Origin of the sequence: Paractinoplanes durhamensis, assembly GCF_016862175.1 — a bacterium.
Classification (GTDB): domain Bacteria; phylum Actinomycetota; class Actinomycetes; order Mycobacteriales; family Micromonosporaceae; genus Actinoplanes; species Actinoplanes durhamensis.
Genome location: NZ_BOML01000041.1, coordinates 1 through 18,919, shown reverse-complemented (window position 1 = coordinate 18,919; position 18,919 = coordinate 1). Strand labels below are relative to the sequence as shown.

Sequence of the window (18,919 nt, the reverse complement as noted above, 5' to 3'; positions counted from 1 at the left end):
TGCTGATCCTCTTTTTAACGCGAGTGGTAGTTGGGAGCCTCGACCGTCATCTGGATGTCGTGCGGGTGCGACTCCTTGAGGCCCGCAGCGGTAATCCTGATGAGCTGTCCACGCTCCTGCAAGTCCGGGATGGTCTCGGCACCGGCGTAACCCATGGCCAGCCGCACGCCGCCGACCAGCTGAGCGACCACCCGCGACAGCGGGCCACGGTAGGGCACCTGACCCTCGACACCCTCCGGCACCAGCTTCTCCTCCGGCACATCATGCTGGAAGTAGCGGTCCTTCGAGTAGGACTTCGCCTGACCACGCGACTGCATCGCGCCCAGCGAGCCCATCCCCCGGTACGACTTGTACTGCTTGCCGTTCACGAAGATCAGGTCGCCGGGGCTCTCCTCGGAGCCGGCCAGCAGGCCACCCAGCATCACCGTCTCGGCACCGGCCACGATCGCCTTGGCGATGTCCCCGGAATATTGGATGCCGCCGTCGGCGATCACCGGAACACCGGCCGGGCGGCAGGCGCGGGACGCCTCCATCACCGCGGTGATCTGCGGGACGCCGACACCGGCCACGATCCGGGTGGTGCAGATGGCGCCCGGGCCCACGCCGACCTTCACCGCGTCGGCACCGGCCTCGACCATCGCCTTGGCACCGGCGAAGGTGGCCACGTTGCCGCCGACGATGTCGGTGGTGGTGTCCCGCTTGAGGCGGGCGATCATGTCGAGCACCTGGCGCTGGTGACCGTGCGAGGTGTCCACGATGATCACGTCGACGCCCGCCTCGATCAGGCCGCGGGCCCGCTTGTAGGACTCGTCGCCGACGCCGATCGCGGCCGCCACGCGCAGCCGGCCCTGCGGGTCCTTCGTCGCGTTCGGGAACTGCTCGGACTTCGTGAAGTCCTTCACCGTGATCAGGCCACGGAGCCGGCCGTTCTCGTCGACCAGCGGCAGCTTCTCGACCTTGTGCCGCTGCAGCAGGGTCAGCGCCTCGTCCTTGCTGCACCCGACCGCCGCGGTGATCAGCGGCGCCTTGGTCATCACGTCGCGCACCTTGGCGCTGTGGTCGCTGACGAACCGCATGTCGCGGTTGGTGACGATGCCGACCAGCACCCCGGCGCCGTCCACCACCGGCAGGCCGGAGATGCGGTAGCGGCCGCAGAGCGCGTCGACGTCGCGGAGCGTGTCGTCGGGGCTGCAGGTGACCGGGTTGGTGATCATGCCGGACTCGGAACGCTTCACGAGGTCGACCTGAGCGGCCTGGTCCTCGGCCGAGAGGTTGCGGTGCAGGACGCCGATGCCGCCCTCGCGGGCCATCGCGATCGCCATCCGGCCCTCGGTCACGGTATCCATCGCGGCGGACAGGACCGGGATACTGAGATCGATGTTGCGGGTCAGCCGCGTATTGGTGTTGACCCGGCTCGGCACAATGTCCGATTCGCCGGGCTGAAGAAGCACGTCGTCGAAGGTCAGACCGAGCGGAACCGTACGGGCCGAGTCGCTTTCCACGGAGCATCCCTAACTGCCGGAAGACGGATGGTTCATCGTACCCATCCGTCGTGAGCGCTCTCGTGCGACGGACAGGACGTGCGGGCCAGCACACATCCGCCCGGGGTGAGTACGGTAAGGGGGTGCAGGATGAGCCCATTGACCCGTTCAACGGCGACCCGAGCGACCCGGCCGCCGACCTCGACGACCTCAGCGAGGACGGCGAGAATGAGCCGCTGACCGAGGCGGAGCGGCAGGACGTGCTCGAGGACCTGAGCGACCTGGAGATCTACCAGGCGCTGCTGAGTCCGACCGGCATTCGTGGGCTGGTCATCGAGTGCGAGGACTGCCACGAGCCGCACTACTTCGACTGGGACCTTCTCCGCGGCAACCTGCGCCATCTGCTGTCCAGCGGCCGTCCGCGGGTGCACGAGCCGGCCTACGACCCGGATCCCGATCATTACGTGACGTGGGAGTACGCGCGTGGCTACGCCGACGGCGTACACGACACATTGACGGAAGGGACCGACGACGAGTAGTCGCCGGTCCCTCCTCCGCTGAAAAACTAGGCGACCAGACCGGCTCGGAAGCCGGCTGCCACCGCGTGGGCGCGGTCGCGCGCCCCGAGCTTGCGGAACAACCGCCGGGCGTGGGTCTTCACGGTGTCCTCCGAGACGAAGAGCTCCCGGCCGATCTCCGCGTTGCTCTTGCCGTCGGCCATCCCGCGCAGCACCTGCAACTCCCGCTCGGTGAGCGTGAGCCGCCGGCCGGCCGGAGCCGGGTCGGCCAACCCGACCTGGGTCTCGTTGCCCGGCCAGGCCACCATCGGCCGGCCGGTCGCCGGGTCGATCGGTGCGTCGCCACGCTGGGCGGGCACCATCGGTGAGTTCGGCAGCATGGCCGGCACGCCCGCCGAGTTCGGCGCCCCCATCGGCATGCCGTTCTGATAGGCGGCCCGGGCCGCCGGTGAGTTGTTGTTCCGCACGCCGCCGGCGACCCCCGCCGGCTGCGCGTTCGTTCCATTGATCGGCATGCCCTGCGGCCGCACCGGGAGCAGCAGCAGGAGAAGCGCCTTGGCGACGACACTGACCAGGTCGTGCTCGACGCCACGGATGACGCCGCGGGCGCCGGCCGCGACGGCCGCCGCGGCTACCCGCGGATCTTCGGCACCGAAGAGCACCACCTGCGCCTGTGGGGCGCGGGCGAGAACGCGACGGGTGAAACCGACGCTGTCGGGACGGGTCACGGCGGTGTCGGCGAGGACCACTTCGGCCGGCCGTTCGGCCAGCCGGATCATGGCTTCAGTCTCGCTGACCGCGGTCCGGACGACGCCGGTCATGCCGAGCCGGGCCGCGGTGGACGCGACGGTCTGGGCCGCCAGCGGGGTACGGACGCACACGAGGACGGTACGCACAGTGATCCTCCTTCTCTCTCAGAGGAGATCACGCGAGGGCCGCAGCATTACGCGCTTTAGATGGAAAAAATGGGAAAGATCGGTATCAGTTGCTTGGTCGATGTCATGCGGCTGAAGAACACATCGAAGAGTCGGGTGTGAGCCGAGGATCACCGGGGTAAAAGCGGCCCAGGCCTGAGCATGAAGGCCCCTCATGACGACACTCCGCGGTGCCGCGCGAGAGGAGGGTGTTTGATGTCGAACGTTCGCAGACTGCCCGGGCCCATCGCTGACCTGTGGGATTGGCAGCGACTCGGGTTGTGCCGTGGTCGGGACAGTGCGCAGTTCTTCCACCCGGACGGCGAGCGCGGATCCTCCCGCAATCGCCGCGAGGCCAAGGCCAAGACCATGTGTGGTGCTTGCCCGGTGCGAGCGGAATGTGCCGCTCACGCCCTGGCGGTTCGCGAGCCGTACGGGGTCTGGGGAGGTTTCAGCGAAGCGGAGCGGCTGCGGCTGCTCGCGGTCGGCTGGGAGGACCTCGCCGACCGTCATCACGGACGCGTCGACCTTGCTCGGCTCGAGGCTCGCCTGGGCCGGCCCCACAAGTCGGCCGTACCGGCACAGCGGCAGGCCCCCGCGGCCTGAGGCCGCCCGGCGCCAAGCAACACCCCGACGACCCGGTCCCCGTTCGGGGGCCGGGCCGAGTTGTCAGACGGTTCTTCAACAACCGCATCGGTGGACATGCAAACCACCGTATGAGCGACTTGCGCTATCGAGTCGGACCGTAAGTGCGTCCTTCACGCGTTGGCACTACCCGACGTTGACCTGCACGGAGTGCCATCCGGTGGCGCCGTCCGGGGCGGGTGGCGCCGGGCTCGAAGTCTGCGTCTGCCCACTCGTGTCCGTTGCGCGCACCCGCAAAATGTGCTGTCCCGCGGTGGCCTCCCACGGGTAGCTCCACTGCCGCCAGGTGTCCGGCGAAACCGTGTCGGCGAGCGTCGCGGAAACCCACGGTCCGGCGTCGACCTGCACCTCCACCTTGGCGATCCCCCGGCGCTGCGCCCAGGCCACCCCGGCCACCGTGACCGTGCCGGGCGAACGGGCGGCGCCGTCACGCGGGGTGTCGATCCGCGACTCGGTCTTGATCGGCGCCTGCTGCGACCACCCGCGCGGCACCCAGTAGGCGTCGAAGTCGGAGAACCGCGACAGCTCGATCTCGGTGATCCACTTGCAGGCGCTCACGTAGCCGTACAGCCCCGGCACCACCATCCGCACCGGGAAGCCGTGATCGACCGGCAACGGCTCGCCGTTCATCCCGACCGCGAGCAGCGCATCCCGCCCGTCCCGCAGCGCCGCGGTCGGCGTGCCGCACGTCCAGCCGTCCGCCGACCGCTGCACCACCTGATCAGCATCGGGCAGCGGATCCGCCTCGTCGAGCAGTTCCTTGATCGGCGTACCGAGCCATCGGGCGTTCCCGATCAGATCGCCACCGACCTCGTTGGACACACAGGTCAGCGTCACGTACCGCTCGATCATCGGCCGCTGCAGCAGTTGCTCCCAGGTGATCGTGATCGGGTTCCGCACCATCCCGTGAATCTTCAATTCCCAGGTCGTCGGGTCCACCTGCGGCGGATAGAGCGCGGTGTCGATCCGATAGAAGTCCCTGTTGGGAGAGATGTAGGGCGTCGCGCCCGGCGCCTGCACACCGGCGGGGAGCGGCGGCGCGGTCTGCCGCGGCGGCGGCAGCACGACCTCCTTGCGGGCCGCCGTCACCGCCCGGCGACCGGTCAGCCATCGACCGGCAAAACCGGACACCAGAGCAACGCCGCCGGCGATCCCCAACGCTTTCAGAAAGCGCCGCCGGCTTTCCGGATCAACATATGAGTACGCGTCGGGACGAGCCCCCGCCTGCTCGGTCGGAGCATCGTCGGCCACCGGGCCGTCCGCCACCGACGGCCCGGCCCCGGTGGTCACCCCGGGCGCCGCACCCACCAGAGCCGGCTCGGCCACCTCGACCGCTTGGGCCGCCCCGGCCAGATCCAGCAGATAGCGCAGCACGAACACGGCGAGGCCGGCGCCGATCAGCGACGGCAGGGCGGCCAGGACGCCGGCGTCGTGCCGGGTCACCGCGGCCGCGACGCCGACCACCGCGAACAGGCCGATCCCGGCCACCGCCAGGTTCCAGCGCCGGACGGCGGCCACGCCCACGGCGTACGCATAAATCGCCAGGAGAATCGCCGTGCCGGTGATCAACGCGGTTTTGTCGTGCACCCCGAAGACCCGGACACCGAAGTCCTTCATCCCCGGCGGCACGTTGTCGACCACCACGCCACCGACCGCCAGCAGGGGAGCCGACAGCGGCCCGGTCAGCACCGCGATCATCTCGGCCACACCCACGGCCACCGCGGCGGCCGCCACCCCGGCCAGGCCGGCGCGCAGGGAAAGTTTCACGTCCCCATCGTGCTCCTCGATCGGCGCACCGACGACCGCCGTCATGGTTCCGTAAGAAAGCCGGCGCCTATCTCCGCTTCGGCGGGCGGGCACCGTAGCGCATCCGGTGATGCGAGCGCCGGATGCCGACCACCCCGAGCGCCGTCACCAGGGCACAGAGCACCGCCACGGAGAGTGTGTAGGCGAGGTCCTCGGTGTCGGTCAGCAACGAGAGGAACAGCAGCGCTCCCAGCCCGCCGAAGACGAGCGTCACCGGCCACCAGAGGATCAGGCCCATGATGCCGGCGACCTTGTCCGAGTGACTGGCCGTGCCGGCCGGTCCGGCCTTCGCCCGCGGCTTCGGGATCTGGCCGGGGTTGCGGGCCGGCTCGTCGACCCGCAACCCGGGCGGGATGGCCGCGTCGATCCGCCCGACCGCGGCCGGGCCACCCTTCAGCAGCGTCGGCTCGACCCGGACCACGATCCCGTCCGCGCCGACGAGCTGCCGGCCGCCGTCCGGCCATGCCCGGACGAGGACACATTCGTCGTAGCGTACGGTCGCGAGGTTCTCCTCCTCGACAACGCTGACCCCCTCCGGGCCCACCATGAGCCGGGAGGTCGAATCGCCCAGATATCTGAACTCGGTGCCGGTGACCGCCCGCTCGGACGTCTGCGGCGCGAGCGCGAAACCGGCCCAGTCAGCCCGCCCGGGAGACATCATCAGCCCGGTGCGCCAGGCCTCGGCGGCCACCTCGGCCACCTCGGCCGCGGTCACCGTGTGCAGCGCCGCGATCTGCTCCCCGGCGTCCTGGACCGGGCGACCGGCCAGCAGGCCGAGGGCCTGACCGGGCAGCCGGGCACCGACCTCCTCGGCCAGCCGCAATGCCTCCACCTGCTTGTTGACCACGGCGGTGACGTCGGCCGGGTCGACCCGGCCGGCCCGCAGCGTGGCCAGCACGTCCACCATCCCGCCGAGGACCGCGCCGGACTTCTCCGGCATCGCGTCGGCCATCGCCAGGATCGTCACCCGGTCCCGGCCGACCGGCTGGTAGTCGGTCTGCGCGGTATAGGAGAGGCCGGACTCCTGGCGCAGCTCGCGGAACAACATCCGTTCCAGCACGTCGGCGTAGACGTACGCGGCCGGCGACCGCGGCACCACCGCGTCCCAGACCACCAGGCCGGAGTCGCCGGCGAAGCAGGCCGGCGTGACCGGGAGCGCCGACGACGGAGCTGGCGCCGGCTGCCGCGCGCCCGGCGGCAGATCGAGCTCCAGACCGGCCGGCACCTCGTCGCCGGCCACCCACAACACGGCGTTCTCCCGAGTGAAGTAGCGCGCCACCCAGGCCCGCAGGTCATCTTCGGTGATCGCGGGCAGGCCCCACTCCGGGTAGGCGATGGTGCCGTAGTCCCGCGCACCGTAGCGCCACAGCGACATCGGCTCGGCCACCGCCGCGCTGCGGCCGTGCGACTCGGCCGCCAGCACCTCCTTCTCCACCTCCAGCCGGCGCATCGGCAGGTCGCGCAGGGCCGCGCAGACGCCGTTGAGGAACGTGACCACGTCGGCCTCGGCGCCCTGCATGTGGAAACGGGTGAACTCGACGCCGGTCGCACCGTTGTAGTGGTAGTCGGCAACGCCCACCGAGTGCAGCGCCAGATGCTCGATCAGATGGGTGATGCCGCGCTTGGCCAGCGGCTCGTCCGCGAACCCGACCCGGAACGCGAGCCCGGCGTGGGCCGGCCCGGTGGTGGGCGCCAGCAGGACCGGCACGCCGGCAACCTCGAGCTGCTTGATCATCAGGCCGCCTTCCCGTGCCGCGCGGCCCGTCGCCGGTAGTCCCGGATCTGGTTGGCCGCGTTCCCGTCGCCGAGGTACTGCCAGGGAATCTCGGTGCCGAGATCGCCGAGCATCCGGAACATCGCCGCGGCCGCGGCCTTGTCGCCGATCAGGCTGAACGCCATCGCGAAGCTGCTCGCCGCCTGCACCCAGCCCCAGTCCCGGCCGAAGTCCGGATGCGAGACCGAGCGCTGGGCCGCTTCCTCGATCTCCTGCCGTACCGGCCGGCTGCGCAGATAGGCCGGGCCGCCGCTCTCCAGCTCCAGCCAGTGCTCGATGTGGCCGTCCACCACCAGCACGCCCTGCACCGCACCGGGCGGCGCGGCCAGCATCTCCGCGCGGCACCAGGTGTGCAGCAGCTCCCAGCTGCCGCTCCACTTCGGGCACAGCCGCTGCAGGTACTGGTTCTGCCCCGGCAGGTGGTGCGGGTCGGCCGCGGCCAGCTTCTGGTAGCGGCGGCGGGTCTCGGACAGGCCCAGCTCCAGCCCGCGGGCCGAGGTCAGCCGGGCCACCCACAGCGCCGGATCGGACGGCCGCCGGGCCACCCCGTCGAGCAGGACGATCTCCGCCTTGCGCAGCCAATCGTGGAACGCGGCGAACTGGCCGCCGGACACGTACTGGGCGCGATAGCCGGACCGAATCTTCCAGCCGACGTTGATCAGGTGCATCCCGAGCATGGCCACGGCCATGGTGTCATCCGGGTCGGACGACACCACGGAGCGCAGGAAATCCTCGAGGCTGTCCCCGTCGGCGGCGGCCCGGATCAGGATCGAGCGGCCAACCGGCGAAGCCGGATCGAGCACGGCCCGCACGGCGCTCCAATCGCGCGCCCGCAGGGCTCTGCGAACAGCCGCAACCTCGGGGTACGCGGCCGCCGCATCGAGCAGAACGGTGTCGGACATGGCCGGGGATCATAGTGAACGTTGATCATTCGCGATGCCCCGTTTTCCCGGGCATCTCGCGCCGGTCAGGTCAGCAGGGGGTCTTCGAGGAGGTGTTCGAAGGCGAGTTCGGCAGCGCCGATCAGGGCCGCGTCGTAGCCCAGCTCCGGGGTGCGCAAGCGGATGTGCTCGCGGCAGGCCGGCAGGGCGATCGCGTTCAGGCGGCTGCGGATCTGCGCGGCCGCGACCAGGTAGACGTCGCGCAGCGTGCCGCCGAAGATCACGGCCTCGGGGTTGAAGATGTTGACCAGGTTGCCGACGCCGAAGCCGATCCACTCGCCGACCTGGCGCACCGCGAACTGGGCCTGGCTGTCGCCGCGCATCGCCGCGTCGACCACGCCGAGCACGGCCTCGCGGCCGGTGTCGTCGCCGCGCCCGGCGTGCTTGAGCAGCGCGTACTCGCCGATCTCGGTCTCCCAGCAACCGCGCGAGCCGCAGCTGCACTCGCGGCCGTAGGGGTTGACGACCATGTGGCCGACCTCGCCGCCGTACCCGCCGTGGCCGGACACCCGGCGGCCGTCGGCGATGATGCCGGCGCCGACCCCGACGTCGCCGAAGAGGTAGATGACGTTGTCGCAGCCGGCGGCGGCGCCGCGGGAGTGCTCGACCAGCGCGGACACGTCGGCGTGGTTGCCCACCGTGAGCAGGCCGTCGCCCAGCTCGGCGCGCAGCGCCGCACCCACCGGCTCCTCGACCCAGCCGATCGTCGGCGCGAGCCGGACCATGCCGTCGTCGCGCCGCACCATGCCGGCCACCGCCGCGCCGGTGCCGATGTAGCGGGCGCCGGCCGGCACCTCGCGGCGCATCTCGTGGATGAACTCGGTGAGGGGCTGCACCGCGTCGAGCACCTGCATGCCGCGCGGCCGCTCGGTCTCCCGGCGGTCCAGGATGCGCCCGCCGAGGCCGACCCGGGCCGCCCGCAGGCGGTCCACCTCGATGCTCAGCGCGTACGCGTAGACCATCGACGACTCGGGCCGGACAACCAGCGATGGTCGCCCGGCCCGGCCGGTCTCACGCGGTGCCGCCTCGCTGACCAGCCCTGCGGTGGTCAGCTCGGCGGTGAGGGCCCCGATCGTGCTCCGGTTGAGGCCGAGCCGGCTGGTGAGTTCCGCCCGGGAGGTCGCGCCGTGTACGTGCACGTACCGCAGCAGGGTCCCGAGGTTGTGCCGGCGAACCTCTTCCTGGCTGGGGCCGGCCCGCATCAGCGTGCCGCCCCCATTCCCAGGATCTCGCTCATCGGTTTCCGGTTGATGCGGCCCTGCGCCGGGCCAGTGCGTCGACGCTCGCCGCGACCAGCAGGATCAGGCCGGTGACGATGTACTTGGTACCGGCCGTGTAGCCCATCAGGCCCATGCCGTTGTCGATGACCGTGATCACCGCGCCACCGACGACGGCGTTGATGGCCTTGCCCTTGCCGCCGAAGAGGCTGGTACCGCCGATGACGGCGGCACCGACCGAGTACAGCAGGATGTTGCTTCCACCGGTGTTCGGGTCGACCGAGTTGGCCCGGCTGACGGCCATGATGCCGCCGATCGAGGCCATGAACGAGCCGATCACGAAGACCGAGATGCGGATCCGGTCGACCGGGATACCGGCCCGGCGGGCCGCCTCGGTGTTGCCGCCGACCGCGTACAGGTGCCGGCCGTAGGTCGTCTTGCCCAGCACGAAGGTCCAGACGACCAGGAAGACCGCGATGATCGGGGCGACGATCGGCACACCCTTGACCGAGTTGATCACCGGGTTGATGCTGCGCTCCTGGGTCAGGATCGCGGTCGCCACCAGCACGATGATCGCGAGAGCCCCGATGCGCATCAGCACGATGCCCATCGGGTCGGTGACCAGGCCACGCGCCGCGCGGGTGCGGACGGTGTTGAGCTGCACCAGGGCGAACAGGACCACCGCGGTGAGCGCGAACGCCCAGCTCAGGGCCACCGAAAGGTTGCTGTTGGCCAGCTTGAGCACGAAGGTGTCGTTGATCGAGATGTTCTTGCCGCCGCCGAGCAGCTTCAGCAGGATGCCCTGGAAGGCGAGGAAGGCCGCCAGCGTGACGACGAACGATGGAATACCGAACTTCGCCACCAGGAAGCCGAGCACGAAGCCGATCACGATGCCGGCGAGCATGGCCGCGGGCAGGGCGGAGTACCAGTCCCAGCCGTGGTTGGTCAGCAGGATCGCCATGATCGCGCCGCACACGCCCGAGGCGAAACCGGCGGACAGGTCGATCTCACCCAACAGCAGGACGAAGACCAGGCCCATCGCGATGAAGATGTACTGCGCACCCTGCGAGAACAGGTTCGCGAAGTTGAGCGCCCCGAAGAACGTCTCGCGGGCGACACCGAAGATCAGGCACAGCGCGACCAGACCCAGGACGGCGGGAAGGGACCCGAGGTCACCACCGCGGACCCGGCCCCAGTAGTCGTTGATGTGGCTGCCGACGGTCGGCTTGACGACCTTGACGCCGCCGGCCGTGGTGGTCGTGGTGGTCACTGGTCGCCTCCGGGCGTGATGTCGACGATTTCCCCGCCGAAGTCGGAGGGTTTTTCGGGTGGCAGGCCGATGTTGCCGCTGCGGCCCGCGGTGATCAGTTCGACGATCTGCGAGTGCGTCACGTCGGTGGTCTTGACCTGGGCGGCCATCCGGCCGAGGTAGAGCGCGGCGATCCGATCCGAGACGGCGAAGACGTCATTCATGTTGTGCGAGATCAGCACCACGCCGAGGCCCTGGTCGGCGAGGCGGCGCACCAGCTCCAGCACCTGGGCGGTCTGCGCGACGCCGAGGGCGGCGGTCGGCTCGTCGAGGATCACGACCCGCGAGTTCCACAGCACCGCCTTGGCGATCGCCACGGTCTGCCGCTGGCCACCGGACAGGCTCGCGACGAGCTGCCGGAGCGACTTCACGGTGCGGACCGAGAGACTGGCGAGGGTGTCGCCGGCCATCTGCTCCATGGTCGGCTCGTCGAGCACGATGCCGCGCTTCTTCTCGCGGCCGAGGAACATGTTCTGGACGATGTCCAGGTTGTCGCAGAGTGCGAGGTCTTGGTAGACGACCTCGATGCCCAGCGCGGAAGCGTCCCGCGGGGTGTGGATCGCCACCTGGTTACCGTCGAACGTGACCGTTCCCGAATCGATGGTGTAAATGCCGCTGACGCACTTGACCAGCGTCGACTTGCCGGCACCGTTGTCACCCACCAGGGCGGTGACCTCGCCGGGGTAGACACTCAGTCCGACGTCATGCAGGACCTGAACGGGACCGAAACTCTTGTCGATCCCGTTGAGTTCCAGGAGGGGTGTGGCGGCCACGGTGGTTCTCCTTCGCTTGGTGACCGAGGTTCGTCGTCGTGGCTCCGCCACTGGCGATCGGGTGTGGGGGGGTGACCCAACTCCGGCGCCGCTCACACCCTGGGGAGTGAGCGGCGCCGTGGTCAGCGGTCCCGGGACCAGCCCGTCAGCAACGCTGGGTCAGCTGATGCCGGCTTCGGTGCAAGCCTTGGCGAAGTCCGCCGTGCAAAGCTCGTCCTTGGTGACGAAACCGTCCGCGACGACGTCCTTGACGTTCGCCTTGGTGATCGACTGCGGGGTCAGCAGCACCGAGGCGACGTCCTTCTTCGACTCCGGGTCGGTCACCTTGCCGGTCGCCGAGGTGGGCTTCTGGCCCTTGGCGATGGCGATGGCGAGCTCCGACGCGGCGTCCGCCTCCTTCTTGATGGCCTTGTAGACCGTCATGCACTGGTCGCCGGCGAGGATGTTCTGCAGGCCCTGCACGGTCGCGTCCTGGCCGGTGACCGGGACCTGGCCGTTGAGCTTGTTCTTCTTCAGCACCGAGATGGCCGCGTTGCCGAGACCGTCGTTCGCCGCGAGGACGCCCTTGATGCTCTTGTTCGAGGTCAGCATCTGCTCGAAGATGGTGCCGGCCTGAGCGTTGTCCCAGTCCGGGACGTCCTGGTTCGGGCCCTTGACGAAGGTGCCGTCGGCGTACTTCGGGTCCAGAACCGAGTTGTAGCCCTGGGCGAACAGGGTGGCGTTGTTGTCAGTCGGGGAGCCGTTGAGCTCGGCGACGACCGGCTTGACGGCCTTGTTCGCGGTGAGGCAGTCGACCAGACCCTGGCCCTGCAGCTCGCCGACCTTCACATTGTCGAACGACACGTAGTAGTCGGCACCGCCGTTGAGGGTCAGACGGTCGTAGTCGATCGTCGCGATACCGGCGGCCTTGGCCTTGTCGAGCACGGCCTTACCGGTGCCGGAGTCCAGGTTGACGATCACGAGGACCTTGACGCCGCTCGAGATCATGCCGTCGGCGATGGTCTGGAACTGGGTCTTGTCACCCTGGGCGTTCTGGATGTCGGCCGTGACGCCGGCCGCGTCGAACGCCGCCTTCAGGTACTTGACGTCGGCCGTGGCCCACCGGGCGGAGCTCTTGGTGTCGGGCAGGATCACGCCGACCTTGCCGGTGGCGGAGGTGCCGCTGCCGGAACCGGTGTCGCTGTCGTCATTGTCACCACAGGCGGCGATGCTGCCGGTGGCCAGGAGGCCGACGGCGGCGAGGGCGAACATTCCCTTACGCATTCCTTGTGTCCTTTCGGGTAAACCGGGCGTTCGATCAGATTCGATGTGTGCGCGGTCGGGAGTGTCGCTCCCCGAGACGCCGATTCATCAGGAGCTAGTTTGTTGTGCCCGGCAACGTATTCCCGTTACGGCCTGTCGCACAAGCGGTGCGCCCTCGGGATCTCGTAACCCGGCATAACAATCCGGCAACACGGCGGTGATACGGGGATTTCGGCCCTTCCCGTGGCCGGAGGCCGGTCCAGGCCGGTAACTCAAGTGGCTCACATTGTGACGCTAAGTCACGTCAATGCCCGATCTCTCCCGTTCTCGGGAGAAAGATCCGCCCGACGCGTAACGTTGTCGTAACGGACGAGGCTTGGCCGGAAATATCGGGCTTTATGTCCGAATCTTGGCGGTAACCGCATCGGTCAGCCGAATCAGATCCGCCGGTGCGAGGCCCACCTGGAGGCCCCGGCGGCCGGCCGAGATGAACATCCGGTCAAGGGCGATCGCCGACGAGTCCACCACCGTCGGGAGCCGCTTTCGTTGTCCGAGCGGACTTATTCCGCCACGGACATAGCCGCTGCTCCGCTCGGCTGCGGCCCGGTCGGCCATGGCGGCCCGCTTGCCGCCGGCCGCGCTCGCGAGGGCCTTCAGGTCGAGTTCGCCGGTCACCGGGACGACCCCGACCACCAGATTGCCGTCGACGTCGGCGATGAGCGTCTTGAAGACCCGCGCCGCGTCGATCCCCAGCGCCTCGGCGACGAGTGCTCCGTAGTTCGGAGCGTCCGGCGAGACGTCGTAGGGGTGCAGCGTGTGCTCGACCTTCTGCTGGGTGAGCACAGCGGTGGCCGGAGTCCCGGCCGCGGGCTTCTTTGCCATGACCGGAAAGGTACCCGGGGTCCCGGGCCGCCGTCCGGTGGGATTTTTTGCCCTTTTTCCTGGGCAAAGTTGCCTCAAGTTCGGCCTAGATGGCGTGGCACAGCAGCACCGTGGGGGCGCCGGCCACCCGGGTGAGGATCATGCTGGCCGCTTCCCTGCCGGACAACCGCAGGTCGCGGCGCAGTTGATCGGGCTCCAGGGCCGAACCCCGCTTGCGGATCTCCAGGCGGCCGACGCCGCGGTCGCGCAGGAGGGTGCGGAGGCGTTTCAGCGAGAACGGCAGCACATCCGTGATCTCCAGGCGGCGGCCGAACGGGGTCTCGGCGGGGGTGTCGGCGTAGACGTAGGCGATCTCCGGGTCGGCCAGGTGGCCACCGACCGTGGTGGCGAACTCGGCCACCAGGTGCGACCGGACCACGGCCGGGTCCGGGTCGTAGACGTAGCGGCCGACCGGGCCGACCGGGGCCCGGGCGAGGCCGCTGCCGGTCAATTCGGCCATTCCCGGCATCAGGGTCGCGCGGCGGTCGGCCGAGGCCAGGGGGCCGCACCAGAAGGCGGCCTCGACCAGGTCGCCGTCGACGCTCACCCACTCGCCCTCGGCGCCCGGCGGCAGCAGCGCGTGGTCGATGCCGGGGGCCAGCTTCAGGACCGTGCGCGGGACCCGGGTGGGCAGGGCCGCGATGAAATCCCACGGCGGGGAGTACGAACGGGGGTCGAACACCCGGCCCCGGCCCGCCCGGCGACGAGCGGGATCGGCGAAGACCGCGTCGAACTCCTCCACCCGTACGGTCGTGGCGTCCGCACAGTCGACCTTGATCATGTCGTCCAGCCCCAGGGCCGCGACGTTGGCGGTGACGACCGCCGCTGTGGTCGGGTCGCTTTCCACCGCGTACACAAAAATGCCGGCCCTCGCCGCCGCCATCGCATCCGCACCCAGACCGCACCCCAGATCGGCCATGCTCTTGACACCGGCCGCCGCGAGGCGCGCCGCCCGCCGCTGCGCGACGACCGCTCGCGTCGCCTGCTCGAGGCCCGCTCGGGTGAAGAACATCCGCTCGGCGTCGGCGCCGAACTTCGCAACCGCCCGGCGACGCAGCTCGACCTGGGTGAGCGCGGCCGCCGCAAGCTCCGCCTCGACCCCGCGGGAACGCACCGCGGACGCCGCCACCAGCGGATCTCCATGATCGGCGGCGGTGGCGACAGCCAGCGCATTCACCCCTTCGGGGGTACCCAGGCGGGTCAGCAGGTCGGGAGTCACGCAGGCATTGTCCACGGCTTTCCCGCCCGCGTGACGACACTGGCACTCTGGTTGACGGAGTGCTAGTTCCGGCATAACCTCGCGATTAGCACTCTCAACATGAGGGTGCCAGCCGCAGGCCCGTCGGGCAGGCGGTTAGGCACCAGGCGGACCGGCACCCGCGACGACGGCCCCGCCCGGTGGCATGAGGCATGCACAAGATCTATACCCAGGAGGGTATGCCCGTGACTACCGCGACCAAGGTTGCGATCAAGCCGCTCGAGGACCGCATCGTGGTCCAGGCGAACGAGGCTGAGACCACCACTGCGTCGGGCATCGTGATCCCCGACACCGCCAAGGAGAAGCCGCAGGAGGGCACCGTCCTCGCTGTCGGCCCCGGCCGCATCGACGACAAGGGCAACCGCGTCCCGATCGACGTCCAGGTCGGCGACACGGTTCTCTACTCGAAGTACGGCGGCACCGAGGTCAAGTACGCCGGCGAGGAGTACCTGGTGCTCTCCGCCCGTGACGTCCTCGCGGTCATCGAGAAGTGACCTACTGACAGTGTTCGCCGCCCTGGCCCGGTTCTCGGGCCAGGGCGGTGGTGCTTGAAAGGACTGAAATGGCGAAGATTCTCAGCTTCTCGGACGACGCCCGGCACCTGCTCGAGCACGGCGTCAACACGCTCGCCGACACGGTCAAGGTCACTCTGGGCCCGCGCGGCCGCAACGTCGTCCTGGACAAGAAGTTCGGCGCGCCCACGATCACCAACGACGGCGTCACCATCGCCAAGGAGATCGAGCTCTCCGACCCGTACCAGAACCTTGGCGCGCAGCTGGTCAAGGAGGTGGCGACGAAGACCAACGACGTCGCCGGCGACGGGACCACCACGGCGACCGTGCTCGCGCAGGCGCTGGTCCGCGAGGGCCTGCGCAACGTGACCGCCGGCGCCAACCCGCTCGGCCTCAAGCGCGGCATGGACCTGGCCGGCGAGGCCGTCTCCAAGGCGCTGCTCGCCAAGGCCGTCGAGGTCGCCGACCACAAGGCGATCGCGAACGTGGCCACCATCTCGGCCCAGGACGCCACCATCGGCGAGCTGATCGCCGAGGCGATGGACCGGGTCGGCCGCGACGGCGTCATCACCGTCGAAGAGGGCTCGGCGATGCTGACCGAGCTCGACGTCACCGAGGGTCTGCAGTTCGACAAGGGCTTCATCTCGCCGAACTTCGTGACCGACGCCGAGTCGCAGGAGGCCGTCCTCGAGGACGCGTTCATCCTGCTGACCACGCAGAAGATCGCCAGCATCGAGGAGCTCCTCCCGCTGCTGGAGAAGGTTCTGCAGTCCGGCAAGCCGCTGCTGATCATCGCGGAGGACGTCGAGGGCCAGGCCCTGTCCACCCTCGTGGTCAACTCGATCCGCAAGACCGTCAAGGTCGCCGCGGTGAAGGCTCCCGGCTTCGGCGACCGGCGCAAGGCGATGCTGCAGGACATGGCGATCGCCACCGGCGGCGAGCTGGTCGCGCCCGAGCTCGGCTACAAGCTCGACCAGGTCACCCTCGACATGCTGGGCACCGCCCGGCGCGTCGTGGTCGACAAGGAGAACACCACGATCGTCGACGGTGGCGGCAAGTCCGCCGACGTCACCGACCGGGTGTCGCAGATCCGCAAGGAGATCGAGGCCTCCGACTCCGACTGGGACCGCGAGAAGCTCTCGGAGCGGCTGGCCAAGCTCTCCGGTGGCATCGCCGTCATCAAGGTCGGTGCGGTCACCGAGGTCGAGATGAAGGAGCGCAAGCACCGCATCGAGGACGCCATCGCGGCGACCAAGGCGGCCGTCGAGGAAGGCACCGTCCCCGGCGGCGGCGCCGCTCTCGCCCACGTCGCCAAGGAACTCGACGGCGGCCTCGGCCTCACCGGCGAGGAAGCGACCGGCGTCGCGATCGTCCGCAAGGCGCTCGTCGAGCCGCTGCGCTGGATCGCGCAGAACGCCGGCCACGACGGCTACGTCGTGGTGGGCAAGGTCGCCGAGCTGCCGTGGGGCCACGGCCTCAACGCGGCCACCGACGAGTACGTCGACCTGGCCGCGGCCGGCATCATCGACCCGGTCAAGGTGACCCGCAACGCGGTCACCAACGCCGTGTCGATCGCCGGCCTCCTGCTGACCACGGAAAGCCTCGTGGTCGAGAAGCCGGCCGACGCGGAGCCCGCCGCGGGCGGTGGCCACGGCCACAGCCACGGTGGCCACGGCCACCAGCACGGCCCCGGCTTCTGATCCGGTTCTGCTGTGGAATGGGCGCGCCCGGTGGGCGCGCCCATTTGCGTTCCCGCCCTCTTTCCGCCTCTTCCGGCGAGCTGCCGGCGGGCGCCGGCCCCGGGGTGCGCTGACGCCCGCGCTGCGCCGACCCGGGTGCGCTGACCCAGGTGCGCTGACCCGCGTCAGCTGGGCGGCAGCAGCTTGGCCAGGCGGGTCTTCTTGCCGTTCTCGCGCACGATCCACGCGACGTCGGCGTCGGCCTCGGCAAGCGTGCGGAAGCGTGGCAGGCCGGCGGCGGGGTCGGCGGCGACCGCCACGCTCCAGCCGTAGCCGAGGGCTTTCCGCAGCGTGCGGACGTCGTCGTCGCGGCGCCGGACGGCCGGCAGCCCGGCCAGCCAGGTGGTGGCGGTGGCGCAGACGTCCAGAGCGGTGGTCACCGCGCCGGGTGTCTTCAGCAGCCGGGGTTCGCAGATCGCGGCGACCGCGGCCCGCAGCACCAGCGGGTCATCGGCCCGCGCCCACTCGGCGACCAGCTCGCACAGCCGCGCCGGATCCGCGTCACCGAGTCGCTGCAACGCCATCGCGACCGCCTCACGCACCCGCCAGCGCTCGTCAGCCGCATGCGCCCGAAGTCGCGGCTCGAGCTTCGGAGCATCCGGGGTTTCGGCCAGCAGCCGACCGAGGCCGATGACGCCGCAGAAGACCAGGTACTCGTCGCCGTCGGCGATCAGCCGGTCGAAGAGCGCCGCATCGCCGGTGTCAGCGACCGCCTGGGCCAGCTCGATGTCGGCCCGGGGACCGGGAAGCCCGGAGCGCTCGGTCAGATAGGCCGGCCATCGATGCACCTCAAGGCCGGCCAGCTCACGCTGGCACTCCGCACGCCGTCCCACCAGCGCAGACTACGCCGGACGGCAGCCTGCCGACCCGGGCCTTTCGGCCCTGCGACCAGCCCGGCCCTGCGACCAGCCCGGCCCTGCGACCAGCCCGGCACTGCGACCAGCCCGGCACTGCGACCAGCCCAGCTCTGCGGCCAGCCCGGCACCGGGCGTCGGCGGTAGCGGCCGACGCTCCGGATTGCTTCAGCGGCCGGCCCTGGCTCCCTTGTAGTCGGTCATCGGATCGTCGAGCACCTTCGGTGCCTCAGCTGTCTCCGGCACCGGCGGCGGTTCCGGAGTGCGTTCGCCGTGCCAGGAACGCCACAGGGCGGCATACGGGCCGTTCGCGGCGACCAGCTCGTCGTGTGAGCCCAGCTCGGTGATCCGGCCGTCCTCGACGACCGCGACCCGGTCGGCGTCGTGGGCCGAGAACAGCCGGTGGGCGATCGCCACCACGGTGCGGCCGTGCAGCACCGCGGCCAGCGAACGCTCCAGATCGCGGGCCGCCCGCGGGTCGAGCAGCGACGTCGCCTCGTCGAGCACCAGCGTGTGCGGGTCGGCCAGCACCAGCCGGGCCAGCGCGATCTGCTGAGCCTGCGCCGACGACAGCGGATGGCCGCCCGCCCCGACCTCGGTGGCCAGGCCGCCGGGCAGGGCGAGCGCCCAGTCGAGCGCATTGACCGCGGCCAGCGCGGCCCGGACCTCGGTCTCGCCGGCACCGGGCCGGACCATCGCGACGTTGTCCTGCACCGAGCCGATGAACACGTGGTGCTCCTGGCTGACCAGGGCCACCTCGGTGCGCAGACGAGCCAGCGGCAGGTCGCCGAGCGGCACACCACCGACCGTGATCGTGCCGGTGGTCGGCTGGTGCACGCCGGCCAGCAGCCGGCCGAGTGTCGACTTGCCGGCCCCGGACGGCCCGACCACGGCGAGCCGCTCCCCCGGTCTCAGCGTGAGGTCGATGCCGTGCAGCACCTCGCGGCCCGCCACGTACGCGAAGTGCACGCCGCGCACCTCGATCCCGGTGCCGGCCGGCGCCGGAACCGCCCGC

Annotated in this window: 17 protein-coding genes; 4 read left to right on the top strand and 13 right to left on the bottom strand. The window is 70.2% G+C overall.

Annotation, left to right across the window (positions count from 1 at the left end):
* Nucleotides 1–14: 14 nt before the first annotated feature.
* Nucleotides 15–1,502 carry an IMP dehydrogenase gene (gene guaB / locus Adu01nite_RS26425; protein WP_203730343.1) on the bottom strand — a complete coding sequence of 496 codons (1,488 nt, stop codon included), beginning with the start codon at nt 1,500–1,502 and terminating at the stop codon, nt 15–17.
* 122 nt (nt 1,503–1,624) lie between these two features.
* On the opposite strand from guaB, the gene Adu01nite_RS26420 reads away from it, so the two are divergent.
* A complete protein-coding gene (locus tag Adu01nite_RS26420; RefSeq protein ID WP_203730341.1) occupies nt 1,625–2,020 on the top strand; it encodes a DUF5319 domain-containing protein in 396 nt (131 codons plus the stop codon).
* A 26-nt stretch (nt 2,021–2,046) separates the two neighbouring features.
* Here Adu01nite_RS26420 and Adu01nite_RS26415 read toward each other — a convergent pair whose 3' ends face one another.
* A complete protein-coding gene (locus Adu01nite_RS26415; protein WP_203730339.1) occupies nt 2,047–2,895 on the bottom strand; it encodes a response regulator transcription factor in 849 nt (282 codons plus the stop codon).
* Nucleotides 2,896–3,129: 234 nt separating this feature from the next.
* Here Adu01nite_RS26415 and Adu01nite_RS26410 point away from each other — a divergent pair, with 234 nt between their 5' ends.
* On the top strand, nt 3,130–3,519 hold the full coding sequence (locus Adu01nite_RS26410) for a WhiB family transcriptional regulator (protein ID WP_127499727.1): 390 nt from the start codon (nt 3,130–3,132) through the stop codon (nt 3,517–3,519).
* A gap of 165 nt (nt 3,520–3,684) precedes the next feature.
* Here Adu01nite_RS26410 and Adu01nite_RS26405 read toward each other — a convergent pair whose 3' ends face one another.
* From Adu01nite_RS26405 to Adu01nite_RS26365, 9 genes are all read right to left on the bottom strand, one after another.
* Complete coding sequence (locus tag Adu01nite_RS26405; RefSeq protein ID WP_203730337.1) at nt 3,685–5,370, bottom strand: molybdopterin-dependent oxidoreductase; 1,686 nt, start codon at nt 5,368–5,370, stop codon at nt 3,685–3,687.
* Between the two features lie 22 nt (nt 5,371–5,392).
* The gene (locus Adu01nite_RS26400) at nt 5,393–7,099 is read right to left on the bottom strand and encodes a peptidase M16 family protein (protein WP_203730335.1); all 1,707 of its coding nucleotides are present in this window, start codon (nt 7,097–7,099) and stop codon (nt 5,393–5,395) included.
* Entirely contained in the window at nt 7,099–8,040 is a 942-nt protein-coding gene (locus Adu01nite_RS26395) for a hypothetical protein (protein WP_203730333.1), read from the bottom strand. The genes Adu01nite_RS26400 and Adu01nite_RS26395 overlap by 1 nt, the downstream gene beginning before the upstream one ends.
* A 65-nt stretch (nt 8,041–8,105) precedes the next feature.
* Nucleotides 8,106–9,281: an ROK family transcriptional regulator gene (locus Adu01nite_RS26390; protein ID WP_203730331.1), complete on the bottom strand. Its 1,176-nt coding sequence runs from the start codon at nt 9,279–9,281 to the stop codon at nt 8,106–8,108.
* A gap of 31 nt (nt 9,282–9,312) precedes the next feature.
* Nucleotides 9,313–10,566: a sugar ABC transporter permease gene (locus tag Adu01nite_RS26385; RefSeq protein WP_203730329.1), complete on the bottom strand. Its 1,254-nt coding sequence runs from the start codon at nt 10,564–10,566 to the stop codon at nt 9,313–9,315.
* Nucleotides 10,563–11,378: an ATP-binding cassette domain-containing protein gene (locus tag Adu01nite_RS26380; RefSeq protein ID WP_203730327.1), complete on the bottom strand. Its 816-nt coding sequence runs from the start codon at nt 11,376–11,378 to the stop codon at nt 10,563–10,565. The genes Adu01nite_RS26385 and Adu01nite_RS26380 overlap by 4 nt, the downstream gene beginning before the upstream one ends.
* A gap of 159 nt (nt 11,379–11,537) precedes the next feature.
* A complete protein-coding gene (locus tag Adu01nite_RS26375; RefSeq protein WP_203730326.1) occupies nt 11,538–12,641 on the bottom strand; it encodes a sugar ABC transporter substrate-binding protein in 1,104 nt (367 codons plus the stop codon).
* 375 nt (nt 12,642–13,016) lie between these two features.
* Nucleotides 13,017–13,502, bottom strand: coding sequence for a Cys-tRNA(Pro) deacylase (ybaK, locus tag Adu01nite_RS26370; RefSeq protein WP_203730324.1), 486 nt, complete (start codon nt 13,500–13,502; stop codon nt 13,017–13,019).
* 85 nt (nt 13,503–13,587) lie between these two features.
* Nucleotides 13,588–14,760, bottom strand: a complete 1,173-nt coding sequence (locus tag Adu01nite_RS26365; protein ID WP_239132715.1) for a THUMP-like domain-containing protein — start codon at nt 14,758–14,760, stop codon at nt 13,588–13,590.
* Nucleotides 14,761–14,984: 224 nt separating this feature from the next.
* On the opposite strand from Adu01nite_RS26365, the gene groES reads away from it, so the two are divergent.
* Nucleotides 14,985–15,293 (top strand): co-chaperone GroES, encoded by a 309-nt coding sequence (gene groES / locus Adu01nite_RS26360; protein WP_023358324.1) that lies wholly within the window; start codon nt 14,985–14,987, stop codon nt 15,291–15,293.
* Nucleotides 15,294–15,361: 68 nt separating this feature from the next.
* Complete coding sequence (groL, locus tag Adu01nite_RS26355) at nt 15,362–17,011, top strand: chaperonin GroEL (RefSeq protein WP_203730320.1); 1,650 nt, start codon at nt 15,362–15,364, stop codon at nt 17,009–17,011.
* A 164-nt stretch (nt 17,012–17,175) separates the two neighbouring features.
* Here the strand turns inward: groL and Adu01nite_RS26350 are convergent, their stop codons facing one another.
* Together Adu01nite_RS26350 and Adu01nite_RS26345 are read right to left on the bottom strand one after the other, a co-directional pair.
* A complete protein-coding gene (locus tag Adu01nite_RS26350; RefSeq protein WP_203730318.1) occupies nt 17,176–17,883 on the bottom strand; it encodes a HEAT repeat domain-containing protein in 708 nt (235 codons plus the stop codon).
* 189 nt (nt 17,884–18,072) lie between these two features.
* The coding region (locus Adu01nite_RS26345; RefSeq protein WP_239132714.1) for an ABC transporter ATP-binding protein at nt 18,073–18,919 on the bottom strand (847 nt) is incomplete at its 5' end.